At 33.6% G+C, this 21,444-nt stretch carries 28 protein-coding genes and 12 tRNA genes; 8 read left to right on the top strand and 32 right to left on the bottom strand.

Annotated elements, in window-relative coordinates; translation table 11 throughout:
- Nucleotides 1-4: 4 nt before the first annotated feature.
- From OL233_RS08200 to OL233_RS08155, 10 genes are all read right to left on the bottom strand, one after another.
- On the bottom strand, nucleotides 5-898 hold the full coding sequence (locus OL233_RS08200) for an XkdF-like putative serine protease domain-containing protein (protein WP_275471848.1): 894 nt from the start codon (nucleotides 896-898) through the stop codon (nucleotides 5-7).
- Between the two features lie 23 nt (nucleotides 899-921).
- Nucleotides 922-1,620 (bottom strand): hypothetical protein, encoded by a 699-nt coding sequence (locus tag OL233_RS08195; protein WP_275471847.1) that lies wholly within the window; start codon nucleotides 1,618-1,620, stop codon nucleotides 922-924.
- A gap of 17 nt (nucleotides 1,621-1,637) precedes the next feature.
- Nucleotides 1,638-1,784, bottom strand: a complete 147-nt coding sequence (locus OL233_RS08190) for a hypothetical protein (RefSeq protein WP_275471846.1) — start codon at nucleotides 1,782-1,784, stop codon at nucleotides 1,638-1,640.
- A 61-nt stretch (nucleotides 1,785-1,845) separates the two neighbouring features.
- A complete protein-coding gene (locus OL233_RS08185; protein WP_275471845.1) occupies nucleotides 1,846-2,676 on the bottom strand; it encodes a phage minor head protein in 831 nt (276 codons plus the stop codon).
- Nucleotides 2,677-4,194 carry a phage portal protein gene (locus tag OL233_RS08180; protein WP_275471844.1) on the bottom strand — a complete coding sequence of 506 codons (1,518 nt, stop codon included), beginning with the start codon at nucleotides 4,192-4,194 and terminating at the stop codon, nucleotides 2,677-2,679.
- An 11-nt stretch (nucleotides 4,195-4,205) separates the two neighbouring features.
- A complete protein-coding gene (locus tag OL233_RS08175; RefSeq protein ID WP_275471843.1) occupies nucleotides 4,206-5,498 on the bottom strand; it encodes a PBSX family phage terminase large subunit in 1,293 nt (430 codons plus the stop codon).
- Complete coding sequence (locus tag OL233_RS08170; protein ID WP_275471842.1) at nucleotides 5,488-5,919, bottom strand: terminase small subunit; 432 nt, start codon at nucleotides 5,917-5,919, stop codon at nucleotides 5,488-5,490. Before OL233_RS08170 ends, OL233_RS08175 begins: the two co-directional genes overlap by 11 nt.
- A gap of 303 nt (nucleotides 5,920-6,222) precedes the next feature.
- Nucleotides 6,223-7,311, bottom strand: a complete 1,089-nt coding sequence (locus OL233_RS08165) for a hypothetical protein (RefSeq protein ID WP_275471841.1) — start codon at nucleotides 7,309-7,311, stop codon at nucleotides 6,223-6,225.
- A 251-nt stretch (nucleotides 7,312-7,562) separates the two neighbouring features.
- Complete coding sequence (locus tag OL233_RS08160; RefSeq protein ID WP_275471840.1) at nucleotides 7,563-8,390, bottom strand: hypothetical protein; 828 nt, start codon at nucleotides 8,388-8,390, stop codon at nucleotides 7,563-7,565.
- A 70-nt stretch (nucleotides 8,391-8,460) separates the two neighbouring features.
- Nucleotides 8,461-8,880 carry a DUF722 domain-containing protein gene (locus tag OL233_RS08155; protein ID WP_275471839.1) on the bottom strand — a complete coding sequence of 140 codons (420 nt, stop codon included), beginning with the start codon at nucleotides 8,878-8,880 and terminating at the stop codon, nucleotides 8,461-8,463.
- A 98-nt stretch (nucleotides 8,881-8,978) separates the two neighbouring features.
- Between OL233_RS08155 and OL233_RS08150 the strand changes: the two genes are divergently transcribed.
- Nucleotides 8,979-9,743, top strand: a complete 765-nt coding sequence (locus tag OL233_RS08150) for a DUF4393 domain-containing protein (RefSeq protein ID WP_275471838.1) — start codon at nucleotides 8,979-8,981, stop codon at nucleotides 9,741-9,743.
- Nucleotides 9,744-9,905: 162 nt separating this feature from the next.
- Here OL233_RS08150 and OL233_RS08145 read toward each other — a convergent pair whose 3' ends face one another.
- From OL233_RS08145 to OL233_RS08125, 5 genes are read right to left on the bottom strand one after another with little or no spacing between them, the layout of a single operon-like run.
- Nucleotides 9,906-10,268, bottom strand: coding sequence for a RusA family crossover junction endodeoxyribonuclease (locus OL233_RS08145; RefSeq protein WP_275471837.1), 363 nt, complete (start codon nucleotides 10,266-10,268; stop codon nucleotides 9,906-9,908).
- Between the two features lie 5 nt (nucleotides 10,269-10,273).
- Nucleotides 10,274-11,101: a DnaD domain-containing protein gene (locus OL233_RS08140; RefSeq protein WP_275471836.1), complete on the bottom strand. Its 828-nt coding sequence runs from the start codon at nucleotides 11,099-11,101 to the stop codon at nucleotides 10,274-10,276.
- Nucleotides 11,102-11,111: 10 nt separating this feature from the next.
- Complete coding sequence (locus tag OL233_RS08135) at nucleotides 11,112-12,008, bottom strand: recombinase RecT (protein ID WP_275471835.1); 897 nt, start codon at nucleotides 12,006-12,008, stop codon at nucleotides 11,112-11,114.
- 2 nt (nucleotides 12,009-12,010) lie between these two features.
- On the bottom strand, nucleotides 12,011-12,955 hold the full coding sequence (locus tag OL233_RS08130; protein ID WP_275471834.1) for a YqaJ viral recombinase family nuclease: 945 nt from the start codon (nucleotides 12,953-12,955) through the stop codon (nucleotides 12,011-12,013).
- Complete coding sequence (locus OL233_RS08125; RefSeq protein WP_275471833.1) at nucleotides 12,939-13,139, bottom strand: hypothetical protein; 201 nt, start codon at nucleotides 13,137-13,139, stop codon at nucleotides 12,939-12,941. The genes OL233_RS08130 and OL233_RS08125 overlap by 17 nt, the downstream gene beginning before the upstream one ends.
- Before the next feature lie 109 nt (nucleotides 13,140-13,248).
- Here OL233_RS08125 and OL233_RS08120 point away from each other — a divergent pair, with 109 nt between their 5' ends.
- Nucleotides 13,249-13,986: a hypothetical protein gene (locus OL233_RS08120; protein WP_275471832.1), complete on the top strand. Its 738-nt coding sequence runs from the start codon at nucleotides 13,249-13,251 to the stop codon at nucleotides 13,984-13,986.
- Nucleotides 13,987-14,050: 64 nt separating this feature from the next.
- Here OL233_RS08120 and OL233_RS08115 read toward each other — a convergent pair whose 3' ends face one another.
- The 5 genes from OL233_RS08115 to OL233_RS08095 form a co-directional block, all read right to left on the bottom strand.
- Nucleotides 14,051-14,224 carry a hypothetical protein gene (locus tag OL233_RS08115; RefSeq protein ID WP_275471831.1) on the bottom strand — a complete coding sequence of 58 codons (174 nt, stop codon included), beginning with the start codon at nucleotides 14,222-14,224 and terminating at the stop codon, nucleotides 14,051-14,053.
- A complete protein-coding gene (locus OL233_RS08110) occupies nucleotides 14,214-14,399 on the bottom strand; it encodes a hypothetical protein (RefSeq protein WP_275471830.1) in 186 nt (61 codons plus the stop codon). Before OL233_RS08110 ends, OL233_RS08115 begins: the two co-directional genes overlap by 11 nt.
- A gap of 1 nt (nucleotide 14,400) precedes the next feature.
- Entirely contained in the window at nucleotides 14,401-14,724 is a 324-nt protein-coding gene (locus OL233_RS08105) for a DUF771 domain-containing protein (protein WP_275471829.1), read from the bottom strand.
- A gap of 4 nt (nucleotides 14,725-14,728) precedes the next feature.
- Nucleotides 14,729-15,259 (bottom strand): hypothetical protein, encoded by a 531-nt coding sequence (locus tag OL233_RS08100; RefSeq protein WP_275471828.1) that lies wholly within the window; start codon nucleotides 15,257-15,259, stop codon nucleotides 14,729-14,731.
- Nucleotides 15,260-15,356: 97 nt separating this feature from the next.
- Entirely contained in the window at nucleotides 15,357-15,551 is a 195-nt protein-coding gene (locus OL233_RS08095; protein WP_275471827.1) for a helix-turn-helix transcriptional regulator, read from the bottom strand.
- Between the two features lie 131 nt (nucleotides 15,552-15,682).
- Here OL233_RS08095 and OL233_RS08090 point away from each other — a divergent pair, with 131 nt between their 5' ends.
- From OL233_RS08090 to OL233_RS08065, 6 genes are all read left to right on the top strand, one after another.
- On the top strand, nucleotides 15,683-16,102 hold the full coding sequence (locus OL233_RS08090) for a helix-turn-helix domain-containing protein (protein ID WP_275471826.1): 420 nt from the start codon (nucleotides 15,683-15,685) through the stop codon (nucleotides 16,100-16,102).
- A 29-nt stretch (nucleotides 16,103-16,131) separates the two neighbouring features.
- Complete coding sequence (locus tag OL233_RS08085; RefSeq protein WP_275471825.1) at nucleotides 16,132-16,485, top strand: hypothetical protein; 354 nt, start codon at nucleotides 16,132-16,134, stop codon at nucleotides 16,483-16,485.
- Between the two features lie 117 nt (nucleotides 16,486-16,602).
- Nucleotides 16,603-16,998, top strand: a complete 396-nt coding sequence (locus OL233_RS08080) for a DUF4429 domain-containing protein (RefSeq protein ID WP_275471824.1) — start codon at nucleotides 16,603-16,605, stop codon at nucleotides 16,996-16,998.
- A 234-nt stretch (nucleotides 16,999-17,232) separates the two neighbouring features.
- A complete protein-coding gene (locus OL233_RS08075; protein ID WP_275471823.1) occupies nucleotides 17,233-18,228 on the top strand; it encodes an Abi family protein in 996 nt (331 codons plus the stop codon).
- A gap of 171 nt (nucleotides 18,229-18,399) precedes the next feature.
- Nucleotides 18,400-19,044 (top strand): hypothetical protein, encoded by a 645-nt coding sequence (locus tag OL233_RS08070; RefSeq protein WP_275471822.1) that lies wholly within the window; start codon nucleotides 18,400-18,402, stop codon nucleotides 19,042-19,044.
- A gap of 16 nt (nucleotides 19,045-19,060) precedes the next feature.
- A complete protein-coding gene (locus OL233_RS08065; protein ID WP_275471821.1) occupies nucleotides 19,061-20,197 on the top strand; it encodes a site-specific integrase in 1,137 nt (378 codons plus the stop codon).
- Between the two features lie 142 nt (nucleotides 20,198-20,339).
- On the opposite strand, the gene OL233_RS08060 is transcribed toward OL233_RS08065, so the two are convergent.
- From OL233_RS08060 to OL233_RS08005, 12 genes are all read right to left on the bottom strand, one after another.
- Nucleotides 20,340-20,423: transfer RNA gene (locus OL233_RS08060), tRNA-Leu, on the bottom strand.
- 8 nt (nucleotides 20,424-20,431) lie between these two features.
- Nucleotides 20,432-20,502 (bottom strand) — tRNA-Cys (locus OL233_RS08055).
- A gap of 16 nt (nucleotides 20,503-20,518) precedes the next feature.
- Nucleotides 20,519-20,590 (bottom strand) — tRNA-Gln (locus tag OL233_RS08050).
- Between the two features lie 11 nt (nucleotides 20,591-20,601).
- Nucleotides 20,602-20,674 (bottom strand) — tRNA-His (locus tag OL233_RS08045).
- A gap of 28 nt (nucleotides 20,675-20,702) precedes the next feature.
- Nucleotides 20,703-20,775, bottom strand: a tRNA-His gene (locus tag OL233_RS08040).
- Nucleotides 20,776-20,793: 18 nt separating this feature from the next.
- Nucleotides 20,794-20,864: transfer RNA gene (locus OL233_RS08035), tRNA-Trp, on the bottom strand.
- A 9-nt stretch (nucleotides 20,865-20,873) separates the two neighbouring features.
- Nucleotides 20,874-20,954: transfer RNA gene (locus OL233_RS08030), tRNA-Tyr, on the bottom strand.
- 3 nt (nucleotides 20,955-20,957) lie between these two features.
- Nucleotides 20,958-21,033: transfer RNA gene (locus OL233_RS08025), tRNA-Phe, on the bottom strand.
- An 11-nt stretch (nucleotides 21,034-21,044) separates the two neighbouring features.
- Nucleotides 21,045-21,118, bottom strand: a tRNA-Asp gene (locus OL233_RS08020).
- A gap of 33 nt (nucleotides 21,119-21,151) precedes the next feature.
- A tRNA-Glu gene (locus OL233_RS08015) sits at nucleotides 21,152-21,223 on the bottom strand.
- A gap of 23 nt (nucleotides 21,224-21,246) precedes the next feature.
- Nucleotides 21,247-21,333: transfer RNA gene (locus tag OL233_RS08010), tRNA-Ser, on the bottom strand.
- Between the two features lie 33 nt (nucleotides 21,334-21,366).
- A tRNA-Asn gene (locus OL233_RS08005) sits at nucleotides 21,367-21,440 on the bottom strand.
- Nucleotides 21,441-21,444: the final 4 nt, after the last annotated feature.

Here is a 21,444-nt window from a genome sequence, read left to right as displayed (position 1 = left end):
TCCTTTAATCTTCAATAGGGAATGCAGCATCAACATAACTTGGTAAAGCTTCTGATTTCTCAACATCTTTTTGTTTATAGGCTACTTCTACCACATTTGAATGACGAGCTTTTTCTAAAACTTCAATTCGTTTCAATAGCTCATCTTTTTCATCATCCACTTTTTTATCCTTTTCTTTATCGGACGTTTCACCATCAGCCTCTTTTACTTTGTCTTTTTTTTTCTCATCTTCCGGTTTATCCTTCTTTTCATCTAACTCTTTTTCAATTGTTTCTAAACGTTTGCTAATAGGACTTAACATCTCTGACAATAGGTCTTTCATTTCTTCTGGTTTCATTTCCTCACCTTTACTTTCTTGTTTTTTTGTATAAAAAAAAGACTTCATAAACGATTTAAATTCGTCTATAAGTCTATCTTTCTTATCTTCTAGTTCTGTTACTTCAGCCGTACCAGCTAATGAATAACCTGTAAACTCACCTTTTTGAATGGCTGCCCAAATATCATCAGTCGCTTTTGTAACTAATATCCAGGTGCCTTTAGTTATAACCTCATCCTCAATTGTCATATCGACAGGTGCTAGATAAGATTCAACTACCTTACCAGCATGCGTTTCAAAGTCATGCTGCTTATCAATATGCTGATAATTTTCCATGAAGGTATGAGCCGCTTTTTCAATATCTACCGCACTCATAAAATCATCATGAGCATCTCTGATATTCGGCTCATACACCACACCGTAAACAAGTTTCTCAGGATCATCGCTTTTAACAATAGTCTTTACTTCCGTATCAAAATTACTATCTTCTATCTCTTTCGTTAAAAAGAACTTACGCTTATTAGCAGCTTTATCAACGAAAGAGATGTGCGTTACTGTGACGTTACTTAATTTTCGTGACATTATTCCACCTCAACTTTATTTAATTATTTTTCCAATTCACTTATAATGCTTTTTAAATTTGCACTATAATGAAAGGTATTTGGATTATTGTTTTTATACTCAATATTATTACGTACTACGTACTCACGTAATTCTGAAGCTTTTTCCGGACTAATACGCGGCATGTATTCATCTGATATATCTTCCAATTCTTTTAAACATATAGTGTACTTTCTATCTGAAGATTTTGTATAAAATAAACCTGTTCCAATTAGACTAACTGATAGATTAAAACCATTAGGAATATAAATTGCATATGTTAAAATAATATTTAATTCTTTTATACTTAAAGTTGAGCCTAATATATTTATATATAGATCATAATCACTTGAAGATATTGTTTTATTCAGATAATTACTATTCAAATAACTTACAATTTGTTCTAACAAACCAAAATAGAGACCTGCCTGATCTTTAGTATTTACAAAATTATTTAGAGTAAAATTTTCAAAATATATTGGGGTGACAGAGTTTTTATGTATGGTATCATCTAAAAAGTCAAATATATTAACATTGCTCATGGTATTAGTTATACGATATGGCTCATTTCCTTTTAACGCGGTTCTCTCTTTTTGTATTAGATCTAGCAGTGCATAAAAATTCTTATTTACATTATCTTTTGCATTCCCTTTTTGTGTCTCCTCAAACACTTCAAAACCTCTCATAAATACAATAAATGTCATCACAATACCCATTATACTTATGCTAATTTTGTAACTGTTAACCAACTATAATTTCCCTTCACTTTAAATGACAAACAAAAAAGAAACACCACCGCAAATAGACCAGTAATTATAGCCCAATACTCTAAAGTTATACCTAAAAATTTATCATTTTTATTTTTCAAAACATATCCTCCAAGTAAATTAATACTCAAAGTTTAACACGCTAATTCAAGTCTCGCAAAATTACTGTATATATTCTTTCTTCAACATTGGCTCTATCCAACAATGACAATGAATCGTTTGTTTAGCCGATAGCTCTGGGTCATGTGGATACAAGGCATACTCCCCTTCAACATCAAATAACTCTCCTTTAGAAATAACAGTCCCATCTAACATCTCATGAGAAGTTCTAGGTTCATCAATTCCTGTTGTGTGTCGCCAGCGTAACCCTTCAACTTCTTCATTATTCAAAAATGACGTATAAGAACATGAAGAATAAATACGAAGTGTTTCTGTAATAGAAGTTACTCTTGACCGATAGTAACTAAACTCAGGTAACTCATGTAGTCTTGCTTTTAACCAAGAGATGCCGTGCCCTTTCTCAAATGTTTTCTTAACCATATCAGCTACTGCATTCTCGGTAGTTGTATTCATTAAATCAGGTAAGTCTTTAAACCATTTATCTAACTTATCTGATACCTTTCCACCTAATTCTTGGTAGGCTACATTTTGTAGTTTAGCCAACTTCTTAGCCATATCTTTTTCCGCTACTTTTTTGATAATAGAAAACGTCTTATCTATCTCATCAATAAATTGTCGAGTGCTAAATAATAAGCCTAATTCATCTGCTGTTGGAACTGTCTCAAAATTCAGAAAGATATACTCTGCAATAACTATGAATTCTGCATTATCAGTCGTCAAGGCAATCTCAATCCCTTCCTGCATTTCTTTAATGTATTTTAAAATCAGCTTGGCCAAATCCGGTGCCATCTTTTCAAGTATCTTTAAAAGTTCCTCGTCCTCTTCTAGACCTACTTTTAAAACAGATTCCACTATATGAGGTTGAAACTTCATTTACTCACCTTCCTTAGCAATGGCTTGTCGCAATATACTTGCGAGTTGACCGTCTGATGTTTCACCATAAGCCTTCGACAGACTAATACTTGCGCCACTGGACACTCCATTTTGTTTTAACGGATAGTTGTAGTCCTCTTTATCAAATGGCTCTAAGGGACTATTAATGACCTTAGCAACCAATGCTCTTAAATCATTTGGTGCCACTGCTCCAGCTTGAATAGCTGGTTCTAAAATATTCTTCATGTCTTCCGTATTAGAGTAATCTGGAGACTGTAAAAACACCTCTACTAATTCAAATCCGTATTCTTTAAATAAATTATTAAGTCGCCATTCATAACCATCTCGTCTCGGTTGAAAGACTTGCTCTTCCGTTAATTCTTTGGCTGTCTCGACTGTAGAGCGATTATAGTCATTCGACATCCCAACATACACAGGAGGTAACCTAAAAGCACTCAACACGTCATGAGTCACCTTATCGCTGTACTCTAAAAATAGAGCATCCTTCTGCAAAATATCTGCTAATTTCTCTAAACGAATGGCTGCTTTATCTTTCTCATTTTCTTGGAGCATACTTTCACCAGCGGTTACTTTCTCTGCTTCTAATAAGATAAATTTATGTTGTGAACTCTCACCTCCTATTGAATTTGCGTATTGCTTCAACGTATCTTCTGATGCTGCGGTAAGTTGAGCATTCTCTAAGATGATTGCTAAGGGAACATGACGCCCTTCAGTAAAATAACGATAATTCAATTCATTGGCTTTTCTATCACCAAGTATTCCAACTAAAGCCCCTACATACCGTGGTATGCCATAAGGTTTGCTTTCGTCTCCAATTTTCAAATGTATTAACTCTGTGGCACTTCCGCCATTTTCCTCTGACATAGTCCCATCTGTATTAATCGGCGTACTATCTCCAAAGGACTTAAAGTAAATCCCATTCTCTCGATCACTATCATTCACCACATCTCTGAAAATAAAATAACGGAACTTCTTAATAGTCCCGTCCTCTTGTTTGATGCGATTTAATTTAGTCACCGTAATATATTCCGGTTCAATATTTTCCAGTCCAACCACATTTCCTGTACCATCTCTAATTACCTCTAAAAAAGCATTTCCACATTCTTCTACATGACGAATTGCCTCCGTCATCACTTCCTTAGCAGGGCGTTCTTCATTTAGAGAGGTGAGCAACGCTTCTAACTGTTCCGTTTCTAACTCTAAAAGATGATTCTCTTTATCCTCTACTTTAATCGTCACTTTCGGTCTGACACCTAATCCAAATCCCGCGATATTCTGGGCATAGGAATCAATACACTGGGTCAGTATAGTTGAACTCTCACCAATCAACCTTAACATTTTCAAATCATAAGGCGGTGACAATTGTGTGATATCACGTTGGCCACTCGTTTTATTCAGTTTAGATAGATTGACCCTCTCTTTTCTTAGTTCTACAATATCATTCCGTTTGGAAGGTATCTCTACTTGTTTACTTGATGAAATTATTTTACTGGTCATCGTCACTCCTCCTAAAATGCAGTCTGTCTTACTTTTCTCCTGGTCTTTTCAATTGGGCCATTTCGTCTTTCTATCTCAATTGAATATCGCAACATGGCCATCGCATCATCAAAGAATTTCACCGGCTCATCTGTATAAGTATTAGTCCTTTCATCCTTCCGCCATTTCCACTGTTGAATCTCTTTAGCTGTATTCACACAACTTGGATGAATATGAATGGTTGTTTGTTTCAGATAATCTATCTGTGCAGCTACACTGTTCGCTTCCTTTTTAACCCCTCGTGCTTTATATCCTGCCTTCTGCCACATTTTAATTCTATCGGGTTCGGCTGAATCGCACCACATCAGTAGATTTTTATTAAACTGTTGCTTGTTAGCCAATTCAATAATCTCGGAGGTATCTTTTTCAAAGACATATAATTCACGGCACAAAAAAAGCTCACCATCTTTAAATCCAATCTCGCCAATAGCATTCGCATGATTGAACCCAAAATCTTGAGCATTCAACATATAATCAAACCGTTCGGGTGAGGTATCAAAGTCCTCAATTTTATAGTTCGTTAAGATTAGTCCTCCAGACTCTCCCCATTCACCTAAGCCATAAATACGATAACCGTCCGGGTCCCGTTCCTTTCTCATTAGCATTCGTTTATGATAAGCATCATCAATAAACCGATTTTCTAAATAAGTAGACTGATGCGTAAATATATCTTCATGAACCTGATCAAAGTACTTTCCTTTCAACCAATGACTCGCGCTAACTGGATTAAACGTAAACGTCATTTGATAAAAAAGTGTTTCATTAAAACTTAAATTACCACGCAATCTATCATCCAAAATATCAACATCCGCTTCAAATAATTCAGTTGCTTCTTCTACCCATATCCACGTTATCTTACCGTGATCAACCGTAATCGATTTTACTTTCTCTCGTTGTCTTTCATCTTTCATCCCTCTAAAAATAACTTTATTTCCTGTAATTCGTGAGGTTAATTCCATTGGGCTGCTTAATATAGTCCAGTACTGCTCGTAATTCTCACCAAATATTTTGTAGATAGCAGACTTCAATTCCGCGTAGGTTGAGTCTTTATTTGATTCTGCTACCTTACGAATGCACAGGAGATTAGCTCCTTTATATTTAGGGTCGCTCAACTTCAAGATAAAATCCTGAGCCACATCAACCGACTTCCCACTACCAGCAGACCCTTTCGCCAAACGATACCGCAATCGACACGAATTAAACTCTTTAAAATGTTTGTTAAACCCAACCGTCACTTCTTTAAAAGAAGCTGTACTATTCACCATAGTCAATCACTACTTTAAGTGACATGTCACCATCAATTGAGACTTTATCAGTAAATAATGAATACCGTTTACCGAGTAATTCAGCCGATTTGATACGATCTTTTGCACTAATCTCTATTTCAGTGATATCCTGTACACCTTCTCCTAATCCGATTAGCGTACTTTCAGTCATTTCACCACGCATTACACTCGTAAGGTATTCCAACACCTCCTGACCTTCCGCCATACGTGCTGATTGCATTTCAGCAAGCCTTTCATCAATATACTTTTTAATCTCAGCATCTCTAAGCAATCGACCAGCATTAGTTGCTGCTGTCGTATCTTTTTTAATATGAATATAAGCCGATTTATATGCTCTTGTCCCATTCATATCAATCAACCACTCATCAGCAAATTTCTTATGCTTTTCATTTGTTATCACAATGTTCACCTCCTTAAGATATTTTTTTCATACAGTTTTTATAGTATGAAAAAAGACCAACTGCTATAGTTGGTCTTCCGTAATATTTTTCAATTCAGTAATTCTATCAATTATTGTCTCATTTATTTTTTTAAGTTACCTTTTGTATTTAATAACTTTTCTCTCTCTTCTAAAGTTTTACTCATATTTCTATTTTTATTTCTCTTTATATACAATTAAATTTTCTATCATACTGAATTTTATAATTCTTGTGAATAAATCTATTATAATAAAACAATAATACGATGATTATCATATTAATTTTTAGTCTACAACTGATTTTTTTGCAATGTCGAATCTTGAATATTCTTTAAGTAAATCATGAAATTGATCATATTTAGCTATCGCTTCCTTATGATCTTTATAAGCAGCAAGCATCTGCTCTTCAAGATTACTTATACAAAAATAATTCTTGAAAAAATCAACAGATTGCAATTTTTCTGAAACATAATTTGTATATTTTTTTATTAAACACTCCACTTTTTCTTCAATTTTTTTTCTATCATTACGATCAAATTTAACGTTACTACCACCCAGTAAGCTTTCACATAATTCATTATATTCACATCTCTGAATCATTACTTCTTTACATACCTCAACACAATTTACAAATCTATGTAAACTAGTATGGTATTCAACAGACTCTATTTCTTTATCAATAGATTTCTTGTTATTAGTTTTCATAAATGATATTGCAAATGAAAAAAATAGATTTTTAAATGTCTCTTCATCTAAACGACTATCAAAAAATAGACTATCGAGACATTCAAAAGTCAACTGTGTGGCTGCAAAAGAGTCTGCATCCCATTCGATCATTTTTTTAAAACCGTCATCAGACAAGTTTTCTCTAAACATTCCTTGGTGCCCATTCATTCTGTGCGCAGTTTCGTGGAATATAATAAACATTAAAGAAAATAGAGACACTGCTTTCTGTGGATCTGGTTTCCATTCTTCAACAGCATCATTTTCAAATATTTTTTTTGATAGTGACATTGTATTTTTAATGAGTCCAGTATAAATTACGATTAAATCATACTCAATTTCGTCAATTCTATAGTAATCTGTGTACGCAAAGCTACTGACATCATCTTTAAAAACAAAACATAAACTCGAATTTATTCTATCTTTATCACCTAACCTTTTAAACCTGTCAAGTACACAGTTCAGAGCAGACTTTACTAGCTCTAGTTCTCCATTATTTAGTTTAGCACCCTCGTAATGAATACCGTTAACACCAAAAGCTGGATCTTTTTTATATAAGTTCTGTACTATTGATTCTCTAATTTCATTTGATACCATTAACTCAGAATAATCCGTAGTTAAGTCCAAAATAATACTCGATAAGCTAGACACTATACTACCTCCTTAAATTTAATTCCCCAAAATAGGATGATCAATTACAAAAAACAATCCACCTTCTAAACTACCAATTAAATTAATACACAAATTATAACAAAAAAAACTCAAATATATTATTTTTCACGTAACCATAACTTTAGAGGTTCATCACATGCATCTATAACGTAAGTTACTTATAATACCATTTTATCTTATCTTCCCTGTCAATTAGGTTTAAATTTTGTTTGAAACTTAGCTTACTATTGTTACTGATTGTTAGGAAGTATTCTAACCATATTTTTAATTTTATCAGCTGGAATATTAAGTACTTCAGCTACTCTCATAGTATTTAATGTTTCATCTGAATTTACAATGATTTCTTCACATACAGCACAAATTTCTTCAATTTTTTCTCTGTGTAATCTAGGATTAAGTTTTATTAAATATTCACCATCAGAAGTTACTTTTTTTATACTAGACACATTATTTTTACCCATGTTCTTGTTTACTATTAAATGACTTTGCTTATCAAGTTTTTGTTCTATATCCATTAATAATTTTATCATCCTGCTACTATCATCAGTTCTGCCAACCAAGTCTTCTTCAACAGCTTTTTTCCCTAAAACTCTAACTATCGGATTATCTATATCTGAATTTTCATCACTATTAATAAGTTTAATTTTGTTTTCTAATTCAAAAATCAATTTACCTGTCCCTTCAATGCTATCATCAAAAAATATAGTTCTATCTCCAATTAAATCAAAAGGAAGTTTTGTACTTTTTTCAGAAATCATAATAGTTGGTTTACCAAATGAATGAGCAACCGCTGTTTCGTACATAACATTTGGATTTAAACCTGTTATATTTGAAATAATCAAATCTGCGTTTAAAATATTATAAAAAACTTGGTCACCTATAGAGCCAATACTATTGATTGTATGAGCTATTATAATTTCATAATCAAATTTCTCCAACACTCTATTTAAAACGTTTTCAACTAACGCTGTTAATTTTCTATAGTCATTCGAATCCTCTGACCCAATAGGGGTTATGAAGAAACATTTTTTTTCTGTCTTAATATCCTCTTCAACCAATTTACTATACCTCCTAAATTTAAAATACTTTTTTATTATAACACAGGTACTCTTCTAATATTAATATTTTTCAAATCGGTAACTCCAACAAATCGGCCAACCTTTCAAAAAACTTATCCCTCAACTTCAATGCTTTATTTCTGCCACAGTCTAAACAATTACTTGTAATAAGACCTTGAAACGTATAATTCGGATACCTTTTAATATATAGCTCATTAATAATCTTCTTCGTGTTACGATCAGACTCCTCTAACGCTCTATCAATGGCTTGCTTATTCTTTTTCAGATTAGTCAAACGTCTGTCCTGATCAATAGTAATCAGCATACGCCCCATACTATCATTATCCCTTTTAGAACCCCTGAGACTTGAATTAACATCTGTCTCTCGATAAGGATTACGCAGCTCAATCTCTCGATTATTTATATAACTTTCAAGGTCAGGATAATCTTTTAGAATATCTTTCAAAATATTAAATTTACTTCTTCTCAAATAAGTTCCTCCCTATTAATAAAATATTAAATAAAACAATTTTTTTAATGGTAATTGCTATTTTCCTTTGCTACTATAAAAATAAAAGGAGTTTTTTTATGAACGAAATTATTACGACTGCTCTAATGACCTTCGGTGCTGGTTTTACAGGTGCATCTTTTTCTAAAGCTACAGTTCCTGGCCAAGCACTTGATGATATTATGACCATCGTTGGATTTAATAAGTTACATGAAGTTGCCGAAAAACAGCGCGCTAAGAGAGATCAAAATATAAAAAGATACAAAGAAGATATTGCACAAGAAATTATTAAAATCCCTGAGGAAAATATTCAAGAACCTCCTTTAGCAATCGTCGGACCTGCTCTTGAAGCTTCGAAATATTATATAGAAGAAGAGCACCTTAGAGAGATGTTTGCTAAAATTATTGCGACTTCAATGGATAATCGATTAGATGATAAAATCCATCCATCTTATATTGAAATAATTAAACAACTTAGTCACCACGATGCTCTTGTACTTAAAAAAATCAAAAAAGCAAAACTATTCACCGGAAGTCCGTATCCTACTATGAGTATGGTTTTAGAGTCCGAAAAAGGCACAAAAACTATTTTTCCTTTACTAGTCTTGTTTAAAGGAGATTATGGCTTTGAAAAAAATAGTATTTCCATCAATAATTTAGAACGATTAGGCATTCTAAAAATTTCGAATGGAACATATGCCGCTGATGAAAATGTTTATACACCATATTATCAAAATGATGTAATTAATAGTGTTTTGGAAAAAAATCCAGAAATGACTTTAGTTAAAAATAGTTTTTCATTATCTAATTTTGGCACTAATTTTATTAATCTTTGCGTTGATTAATAAAATTTTTTTAATGTATTCAGTTTCTATATCGAAAAAATTCTCTATCCAATTGCTTAGTTTATTTATCATAATTCTATTACAAATTAAGGATACAATTACTGATGTTACAGATGATATTAAAATTATTATTAACATAGTCAAACCCCTCCTATCACTTTTTTAGTAACATTCAATAACAACACGTGGATTCTCTCGATCAAGCTCAAAACAATCCTTAAACCCAAGAATCTGGTTCCACCCGTCATCGGGAATTAACTTAGCTTGCACCATGCCATCCAAGATAAACTTCTTCTGAAATGCAATGTTATCAGGGTCCTGACGTTTGTCTTTGCAATACCAAGTGAAACGCAAATGACAAGGTACTACTAATCGTAGCCCTTGATTCATTGCCTTTTTTATATGCATCTCACAAATTTTAGTTTCTCGTTTCTTAGCCTTCGCTCCTTTGGACCAATGAGTCCTCTGCTTATTCGTGTACTCATTTAGGCCCATTAGTGGCAAAGGTATTTCAAAAATAACCATCACGTTTATCCTTTCTTGGTCCAATCAATCATAGGGATGACAGGTAAATTTTCGTCTACTGCCACTATCCCTTTTCGTCCTAAAAATATATTGGACTCCCTTTTCCGCTTCTCAAACTCATCAATCATAGCCTTAGCATCCTCAACTGTCTTAACATCAGACTCATGCCAGTGTTCAAGAATTCTCTCCACGTACTTAAAATTATCCGCTGAATACTCGGCCGCATTCTTTAACGCATATCGGATAATCCCAGAGTCCCCACCAAATACATTTATCCACTCGGCCATGGATTGGGCGATGTAGTCAGTCAAAGGTTTTCTAGGAAAAGTTTTCTTGTACTCTTGAGCCACCTGTTCAAAGTCAAATTGACTCGCGCGTGCGTTTATATATTTATATTCTTCTTGCTCTTGTTGTTTATTATCATTATTGATTGTGTTCAAGTGATGTTCATCTGATGTGCAAGTGATGTTCATTTGATGTTCACTCCTCTGATACTCATGCCAGTTAATCACCGTCACTACGCTGTATTTCGTTGTTTTTTTGATGTTCAACATTTGCATTTTTTCAAATTTCTTTAACCAACGTTCTATAGTTGACTCTGAGACCCTCGCCTTCAAAGTCATCCCTCGATTGTATTCTTCAGCAAGTACTTTACGACCCGTTATAAATTCCCCAGCAACCAAAGGAACAACCTTTCCATCAAAAATATAATGTGGTTGTTCCTTATGTGAGGCCTTCATCAAACATAACAGCCACAACTTGAGCATCTCTGGGTTAGTCCATACGGATGAGTCTTGTATCTTACGATGAATACTAATCCATCCCTCAGACATATCCTCACTCCTAGCTTGTGACTTTACCTAGTTGTAAATCATCAAACAGTGCCTGTTGAGACTTTGATTTAGTTTCGACTTGTTCAACAACTTCTTCTTTAATCGGAGTGACTTCAATCGGATGTGGCTCTTCGATATCCAAAAGACTTACATCATCATTTGAGACCGTTCCCTCATCGTTTATTACCGCCGTTTTCATATCTACGGATAATATGCCCCACTTACTCAATAACCCACGTAAGACCGTTTTACGAGCCATAGCATTATAATCACTTGCCCAGACCCCCGACTTCTTCTGTTTATCTTTATCTTTAGAGTTGGCGATTCGGTGCATCTCTATTTCTTGCTTTGTCCAATAGACCGTCTTTCTAAAGCCATTCAATAATTCAAAATAACCAACATAGCCAATCACGTCATCAGACGCTTTTAATTTCGGGTCAAACTCAATTTCTTCTGTTAAACGATTCCAGTTTCGTAACTCACCCTCATAGACCTCAATAACATTTAACGCTTTGTATTGACCACTTCGTTGAGCCAACTGAATATAGCCTTTATAACCTAATACAAAATTAGCTTTCTTTACCCACTTATTCGTTACCTTATCTTTTGTATTAAAAGGGACCAAGTACGCATACCCTAAATTTTTATCTAATCCAAGATTAAGTGTTGCAGCGACCATCGCTGAACTCATAATACTCATTGGTTCTGCATCAGCCAAATAACTATCATTACTAACCAACGTTAGAATACTCGCCATAAAACTATTCGCATTATCAGACAGTACTTCTTCAAATTTCTTTTTCATCATAGGTGTTCCAAGTAAGGCTTTCAGTCCTAATTGACTAGAAGGAACGACCTCAGTTTCTGGTTTCATTAAATTCGCTTTTAATTCCTTAGATGTGGCCATGATTAAATCTCCTTATCTCTGAGTACTCTTAACTCAGTTACCTTATAAATCCCATCATCATTTGCCACCTGCGGATACTTTTCTTTTAGTAAGTCTTTATTCAATGATTTTCTAGTTTGAGCCTTAAACGTAATGACATTATTTGGTGTGATACCAATCTCAGCATCAACCTTACCCAATTCAAGAATGATATTATTTTCCATCTCTTTGATTGCTGTTTTAATTTCTTTTTCTGATGCTTTTAGAGAACGTCTTGTTTCCACGTACCCATCTACCCGTTCAGACAATGTCGCTTCCTTACAAGCTAATTCACCGTACTCTTGTCTTAAAAACTCATTAGCAGCATTACTCCCATCTACAGGAGGCGCTACATTTTGACACACATTCACTTGCCAAAATTCTGTACATCTCTGAATGATAATATCGATTAACTCTTGGTCACGTTCAATTCGTTTCCAAACAAAGCGTTGGCCACCAATCAAGACCGCGATATAAGCAAACTCACAATCAAGAACATTCATATAGTGCTGTACCTGACAAATATACTGAGCAGGGATTTCATCATCCTCCCAATCTTTTGCCAAATAAGCACTCGCTGTTTTACATTCAAGTATCGCATTTTCTCCCACCACATCACGATCAATGTTAGCTCTTAAAAATGGATAGTTAGGATGTTCAAACACCATGTTACGTCTACGCACTTTTTTATCAGTCCGAAATGAAAATTCTTTTGCTACAACTTCCTCTAATTCCGTTCCCCAATAAGCCGCTTCACTTTCTAACTCACCAGGAACAAACTCACCTATTTTCTCTAACCACAGTTGAAAGGCTGACTTGTACTTATTCAATCCCAAAACAGTTGCAACATCTGACCCACCTAATCCCTTTTGCCTATCCGCCAGCCACTCTTCTCTCGTCATATCAACAGTTTTAATCGCATGGTTCATATTTCTCCACCTCTCCTATATATAAATCAACGTAAGCTTCTAAGTCATCTGCTGGAACAATGTCGCCATCAATGATACGAACTTCATCACCTTCGTACACATCATTCCCTTGCCAATCGGTTGCTAAGATTATCGGGTCAACGGTAGCCATAATATGGCTGTCTATTGCTATATCACTACACATGAATAATCTCCTTTCTCTTCCTATCTAGTACCTATCAACCTTCAGTTGTTATAATTCAATTACTTAAACTGTGATATAATACTTCTAAAATATATTGGAGGTTTGAATAATGAACTTTGATGGTATTAAATTTATTTTCAACAGCTTATTTACTCAACTAAAATCAGTAACACCTTATCTAGTAGATATTAATTTCTGGGGATCTGCCCTACAGTACATAATAACTATTTTCGGTATCTTAAATTTACTTAAATTTATTTTCTTTTTACGAAACAGAACGGAATTCACGAACCTCAATTTAAAAAAAGTGTTTATTGGTGATAGCGAGGATTACTCAAAATATACTTCCGAAAATAATGTTAAACACACTATTTCATTAAACGATGAAGAAGCGTCAATAAATCAGGAAGAAAGAATTGGTCTTGCTTTTATCTTTACTCCTGAAAATCAATATTTAAGATCTATTAAGTTCTACTCACTATTACCTGAAAAAACATTAGGGTCTAAAATATATAATTTTTTTATTTACGTTCCAAATTTAATAATTGATACTTTAAATTTTTCACTTAAAAAATTTAAAGTACGATTTAGAATCAATAATTTTCGCCAGAGCTACCGACAAAAACAAAAGAAACTTGATATAAAACTATATGATAATAAAATTTCTCCTGAAGAAAGCATAATGGTTTTTCCTAGAATTTCGTCCATCCCATCCCATAAAATGACATTTTCAATAAATCATAATAAAGGTAGTCATATCTTCTATCAGGATTTGCGTTATGGGAAAAAAAATTATTCTGTCTTACCTGTAAAAACTTCAATTATTAATTTCTTTCTAACCCTATAATTTAACTATGCTATAATAAACTCACTAAGTTTTACCAACCGACTAACTTCGACCGCCATCGAAGTTAGTCATTTTTTTGTCTATATTCATCAATCGTATAAAGCTTCCTGTCTTCAGATAGATAAATCCCAAAACAACTTGGGTCTTTCCAATGTAAATCTGCTAAAGCCTGTTCTCTTGAAACATACCACTTTAGAATTTCACCATCACAATACAACCCTATTTTTCTATCCATCATGTCTCCCTTCTTCTTTTGCAGCATACTCTATCTCGTCATACATAAACGCTCCGATTACACCGAGCATCAAAACAAACATAGGAATATAAACCAAATGACATTGCTCAACCACTACACCAGCTAAAAAACTACAAATTAACGCTAGAAAGAAACGCATCACATAAAGTTTAGTCATATTACTTTCTCCTCCAATTTATTTTATGAAAATTCTGCTCAATCCATTCTTCCGTTTTATTTTGTAAAAATTTATAAGGCTGACCACTTCGTTCTGGGTAAACCACACAGCCACCAAATTCAATATCTAATTCGTCACGGTATGGAATTAGAACCACTTCTCTAATATCATCATGGCTATAAATGCCTAACTTATCTTGAAACCACTTCAAATTCTTAACACTTCCTCTTGAAACAGTTTCTTTTAACTCTTTCAATTCAATTGAATTAATTAGCGTCATGCCATCAGGAACAGGAACTGATAAACTTACTTCTAATGTCTGCATATCATTAACTCTCCTTTCTCATATAGCCTTCACTAATCCAGTTAGACATACGCTCATCAACAACATCCATAAGAGAAACGTTTAATCTATCTAATATTTCGACTAGTATTGTTGTCTTAACCATTAATTCGTCTAAACTTTCATAAGCGTAGCTTTCAATACACTCTTTCTCAGCACTCGTAAACTGATTTGATGCTTTCGCTAATATTTCATACGCTTTCGATTTAGCATCTAAACACTCTTGCGTTTCTTTTGCTTGAATGAAATCTAATACCAATGGATTTTGTTGATACTTATCACCCGTCATAGATATAATTCCTCCAAAAAATAGAGAAGAAATTTCAAGGTTGAACCTTGAGTCTGAAACTGACCTCGTATAATCTAAGGCTTTATCTATTGAGGCACGTTGTTTATTCGTGACATGCTCACTGACTGTTGTTGCAGGTGTACTTGTATCAACACGCAATATCTTTTGACTTAGTTGCTTTCTAGTGATTACTGACTTTAAGGACGACCCAATAAACTGACTTTTCATTGTTTCACCTCCTTTCAGAGAGTGTAAAACATGGGAACATTTACGAAAATTAGTGGCTTATAATAATAATATAAGTACCACTCTTGTAGTATAGATACTACAATTCATCTAAAAAAATTTGATTTAAATCACAACCTAATGATTTAGCTAGTCTTAAACATACCGTTATACTTGGTGAAGATAAATCATTTTCAATCTCAGATAAATATGGTCTTGAGATAGCAGCTTTTTTAGACAGCTCTTCTTGAGAATAACCTTTTTCAACTCTAAGACTTTTTAAATTATTTTCCATTATCTCTCCTTTCACACCAACTTGATACCCATACCTTAACCTTTATACTACAACTTGTAAACAAGATACGACAATTCTTTTATTTATTTATTGTAATATATGGTTTACAATACTGTTAAGAGGTGAAATACATGTCAAATAAATTAGGTGAATATCTACGTGAATTACGTGGTAAACAATCTCTGCGTGACATCTCAGAAAAAACGCAATTGAGACTAAGTCATTCATATATTTCTGATTTAGAGAATGGTTACAGTCGTAAAAAAAAACCTATTCAACCTTCTCCTGAAACATTAAAGATTTTATCTGAAGTATACAACGTAAAATACTATGAACTAATGGAACTTGCTGGGTATTTAGAACCACAAGACACTCAGAATATCTCACATAGTACAAATAGTATTGAACAAGAATTAAACAAAATGATACGTGATTTAACTCACGGGGACGCTCAATCAATTAATGATATGGATGAAAATACAAAAGAACTACTTATCATGTCCCTGGAAAACTCATTACGAATCGCACAACGAGAATCCAAGAAAAAGTAGTCCCCGTGAATTCTAAGGGGGACTTAAAAATGACTACTGACACTATTACTAATTTAACCAACTACCTAGTTCAAACCTATCACTCCAAAAATCCTTTTGAGTTATCAGATGAACTAGGTATTTTTATTTTTTCGGAAGACCTCGGAAACCTAACTGGTTATTTCAACCAGGCATTTGACATGCAAATGATACACCTCAACAAAAATTTACCTCATAGTGACTCTGAATTCATTTGTGCCGTATCACTCTACTACTGCTTAACTCACACCACTAGAACAATCATCCTAGCCCCTACACTACCAATTCCAACACCCTACACTCAAACAAATCCCTCAATACTTTTCGCTCAACTCTTACTAAATTCAACTACCCCATTACTATAGATTTATTCTGACACTGAGTTCACCTCTTATTTAATAAAAAACTTTATTGCGTTCATAATTTCATAAGCCTATAATTTAGTTATAGATTTTTAAATAACTATTTGGAGGTAATTTAATATGGCTCTTTTTGGAAAAAATAATGATAATAATGAAGTTAGTTTATTTTCTGAAGGTACAAATGAAAAAGTTTTTGAGTTAAAAAAAGCTAAAACTGTTGTTAGGATAGATGATAATTTTATTCGTTTTGCTAGAAAATCAACATTAACTAATGTTTTATTACAAGGTCTTGATGGAGAAAAAGTAATTCTCTTAAAACAAATAACAGCATACCAACTCAAAGCTCCAGGTAAAACAACGGGATATATTCAACTTATTTATCCAGGCTCACAAGACAATAAAGGTGGCGTGTTTAATGCTGTTAAAGACGAAAACACACTAATTTTTGATAAATCAGATATTCCAGTAATTGTTGAAATAAAAAATGCTATTGAAAATGCATTAATAAATAAATAGTTATAATGGAATACAATAGGAACTTAAAACGCCCCTTGATTACATTTTAATTTGTATAACACTTTAATGATGAATAAACAAAAAAACATTCAAAATAATTAAAAGAATCTATTTGACTAAATAAAAAATACATAGTAACATGAGGTTAATCTTAATGAAGGGTTGCAGTGCGACCAACCGAAAGACCTCAGTTATCTTAGCTGAGGTCTTTTGTGCATTTTATAGGAGGATAATATGGAAAAACCATTTTTAACAATTTCACAACAAATTGAACTTTTAAAAAAACGTGGTCTTACTTTCAAGGATGAAGATAAAGCGTATAAGTCCCTAGAACGGTACGGTTATTACCAAATAATTAACGGTCATAAGTCTTTCCTCTTAAAAGAAAAATTAACCGAAGATGACGATGACTGTTTTATTAATGATGCTACATTTGAACATATATACGCTGTTCATCAATTTGATAAAGCTTTAAGAAATCACGTTATTCAATCAACACTTGAAATTGAATCTATCCTTCGAACAGCGATTGGCTATACCATAGCTGAACTTTATGGTGATCAAGAAGCAAACTATCTTAATAGAATAAATTACAGACCTGGAGAAAAAAAATACAATACCAAACTCAAAAAAAATGAATACAAGATTGACCAACTATTACGAAAATTCAAAAAAATAAATAATGATAGGATACATCCTTTCAAACATTACAAAGAAAAGTATAATAACGTCCCACCATGGATTATGCTAAATGGCGCAACATTTGGGAACTTATTAACTCTCTTTAAACTCCTTAAACCAACAGCAAAAAATAAAGTACTAGCTAGTATTTCTGAATTGACACCAGAATTTTTTGAAAAAAAAGAAAATGAAGACTATAAAAATCTATATACCGATATTTTATTTTTATGTCTAGCATTCAGAAACCGGGCAGCGCATGGCGGTAGAATATATAACTATAAACCTTCAAAGTCAATTATTAGATATAATTATTCGTTCCATAATAGTATCGACATAACACCTGCTGATTATAGAGCTGATAAAGGAAAGTCAGATATTTATACCTTATTAAACTGCTTGTATTATTTCGATAATTATGGTGACTTATCATTAGAATTCGGTATTAACTGGGAACTTAAACACCACTTGCAAGAGTATCCATTAGATAAGGATAGACTCTATCTAGAAATGGGTTTACCAGATACATTTGAACCTACTACAAAATCATAATTCTAAATTACCTACACCAACCCCATCACTCAAATTCAACTGAACTTTTGCAACTAATCAATTGTTACTGAGGATAGATTTGGTGTATTTTTTTATCCAAAACTACTCCTCTATTACCATATTAAGCAAATGAACAACTAAAAAAACAAACCACTATGGAGGAATTTAATTATGATAGTTGCATTACTATTTTTACTTATAAGTTTTATTTGTTTGATAATGTTGATCGTTTCTATTTTTAAAAAGAAAGTTAAATCATCAAGAAAAAAATATACATTAGGATTCTTTATCTGCTTCATTCTATTTTTGGTTGTTGCTGTAAAAACTACCAAAGATGAGCCTACACAAAAACATAGCACCAATATCTCGAAAACTTCTAAAAAGGAAAAAAAGAAGAGAGCTGAGAACGTAACAGAAGGTTTAGATAACAAAACCATAGCTAAGATTGAGAAAGATATTCAAGATAAAATAACCAGCTATACGTACATTGCACTAGGGAAAAAAGATACTGAAGGAAATAATTTAAAGGATGGAAAAATAAATGAAGAATATATATGGTCAACCTTTATAACTAGTCTTGAATATTCTAAAAAAGGACTTCTAGTAAATGTAAATGATGAATTTTTAGAACTAGATAATGATATGAAAGATGCCATTATAAATAAGGTTCAAGGTATTACCCAATCCATAAAAAATAGATACATAGAACTCACTGATGAAGAAATTAAAAATAAAGAATTTGTAGAAATTCGAAATAACAACGAAGTTAAAGGACACTCGAAATTAGACAAATTTCTCTATACCTGGAATAAATAATGTGAGGTGATATTTCATGGCAAGTTATAAAAAGCTAGAAACTGGCTGGCAATATCGTATTTCATATTACGATGTATTCGGAAAAAGAATTCAGAAAGCTGGCAATGGATACCCAACTAAAAAAGAAGCACAAATTGCAGCAACAAATCTAGAAAATAAGCTCTATCTAAATAAGAATATAGATGCTACTAAAATCGTTTTTAGCGATTTCTTTATGTCCTGGTATAAATTATACAAAGAACCTTTTATAGCTCTTAAAACGAAAGAAAACTACCTTTTAACAGCTAAAATAGTAAGCTCTTACTTTGGAAAGTTAGAAATTCAATCTATTACTGAAGAATTTTATCAAAAGTTTATTAATGACTACACCTACTCTAACGAAAAAAAGAAACAGCTCTCAAAAGAAACTGTTTCAAAGGTAAATCATCATATAAAATCTTGTTTCAAAAAGGCAATAAAAAATGGTTATATAACAACTAATCCTGCCGATGAGGTTGTTATCGGTGGCTATGTAAAAAACAAACATGAGATGACAAACTATCTTAATGAAAAAGATTTAACAACTTTGCAAAAAGAACTTATTAAGTCATTAAATCCTAAAAACGTCTCCTCATACATACTGCTGCTCTCTACTGCTACTGGTCCACGTTACTCAGAAGTTATTGGGCTTACATGGAATGATATTGATTTTAAAAATCATACAATCACTATAAATAAATCTTGGGATAACACCCATAGTTTTTCTTTTGGACCAACAAAAAATAAAGCTTCTAATCGAACAATTACTGTAGATGAAACAACACTTTCCTATATAAAACAATTAAAGATAAGACAAAAAGAAAAAAAACTCAATTTCAATAATTTAGTATTTAGTGTAAATGGATCAAATCCGCCTTCAAACAATGCTCTCAATACTTCTTTAACACGTGCTTTAAAAAGGTGTCAGATTACAAATAGAATTACTCATCATGGATTAAGGCATTCACACGTTTCCCTATTACTTTATAAAGGAATAAATATTAAATATATATCACGTAGAGTTGGTCATTCTGATGTTTCAACAACCCTTAATAAGTATTCCCATGTAATTGATGAAATGACACAATTAGAGTCATCTAAAATAAATAAAATATTCAATGCTATGTACACGTAGAGTGCACCAAGAATGCACCAATATTTTGAAAACATCTAAATAGTCGAAAATACATAAAAAAAAGAAACCTCTCAAAACGCTGTTATATCAACGTCTTGAGAGGTTTCTCATTTCTCTTAGGAAGTCCTAAAAGTGCTTGTTATACCGGTGGCCGGGGTCGAACCGGCACGACCTTGCGGTCACAGGATTTTGAGTCCAGCGCGTCTGCCAATTCCGCCACACCGGCAAATTAAAAGGCGGTAACCGGATTTGAACCGATGATAAAGGTTTTGCAGACCTCTGCCTTACCACTTGGCTATACCGCCGTAAATATAAAAAAAACTGGGCTAGCTGGATTCGAACCAACGAATGACAGAGTCAAAGTCTGTTGCCTTACCGCTTGGCGATAGCCCAAAAATAAAATAGGCGGATGATGGGAATCGAACCCACGCGTGTCGGAACCACAATCCGATGTGTTAACCACTTCACCACATCCGCCATATTAATATTTAATAATAAAAAAAGGGGCGGATGATGGGAATCGAACCCACGCATGTCGGAACCACAATCCGATGTGTTAACCACTTCACCACATCCGCCATATTTTATATTTAAAACAGGGGTAGTAGGAATCGAACCCACGCTGACGGTTTTGGAGACCGTAGTTCTACCGCTAAACTATACCCCTAACATGTAATGGAGGAAAGTGGATTCGAACCACTGAACCCTAAGGAACGGATTTACAGTCCGTCGCGTTTAGCCACTTCGCTATTCCTCCAAATGGTGGCTTGAGACAGAATCGAACTGCCGACACCTTGAGCTTCAATCAAGTGCTCTACCAACTGAGCTATCAAGCCTAATATAAAAACGGTCTGGACGGGACTCGAACCCGCGACCTCCTGCGTGACAGGCAGGCATTCTAACCAGCTGAACTACCAAACCATTATATATAAGTTTAATATATTTCTATATTAATGACCCGTACGGGAATCGAACCCGTGATACCGCCGTGAAAGGGCGGTGTCTTAACCGCTTGACCAACGGGCCTTAAGACACTATTTACTTTAAAACGGAGAGTAAGGGATTCGAACCCTTGAGACAGTTTCCCGCCTACACGCTTTCCAAGCGTGCTCCTTCGGCCCCTCGGACAACTCTCCAGGTTGATCTTACTTAAATCTATTTTAAAGTTACTCCGGCAGTAGGACTCGAACCTACGACATCATGATTAACAGTCATGCGCTACTACCAACTGAGCTATGCCGGAATAA

Origin of the sequence: Vagococcus proximus, assembly GCF_029143285.1 — a bacterium.
Classification (GTDB): Bacteria; Bacillota; Bacilli; order Lactobacillales; family Vagococcaceae; genus Vagococcus_D; species Vagococcus_D proximus.
Note: the sequence above shows the minus strand (reverse complement) of the source record. Positions and strands in the feature narration are given on the sequence as shown.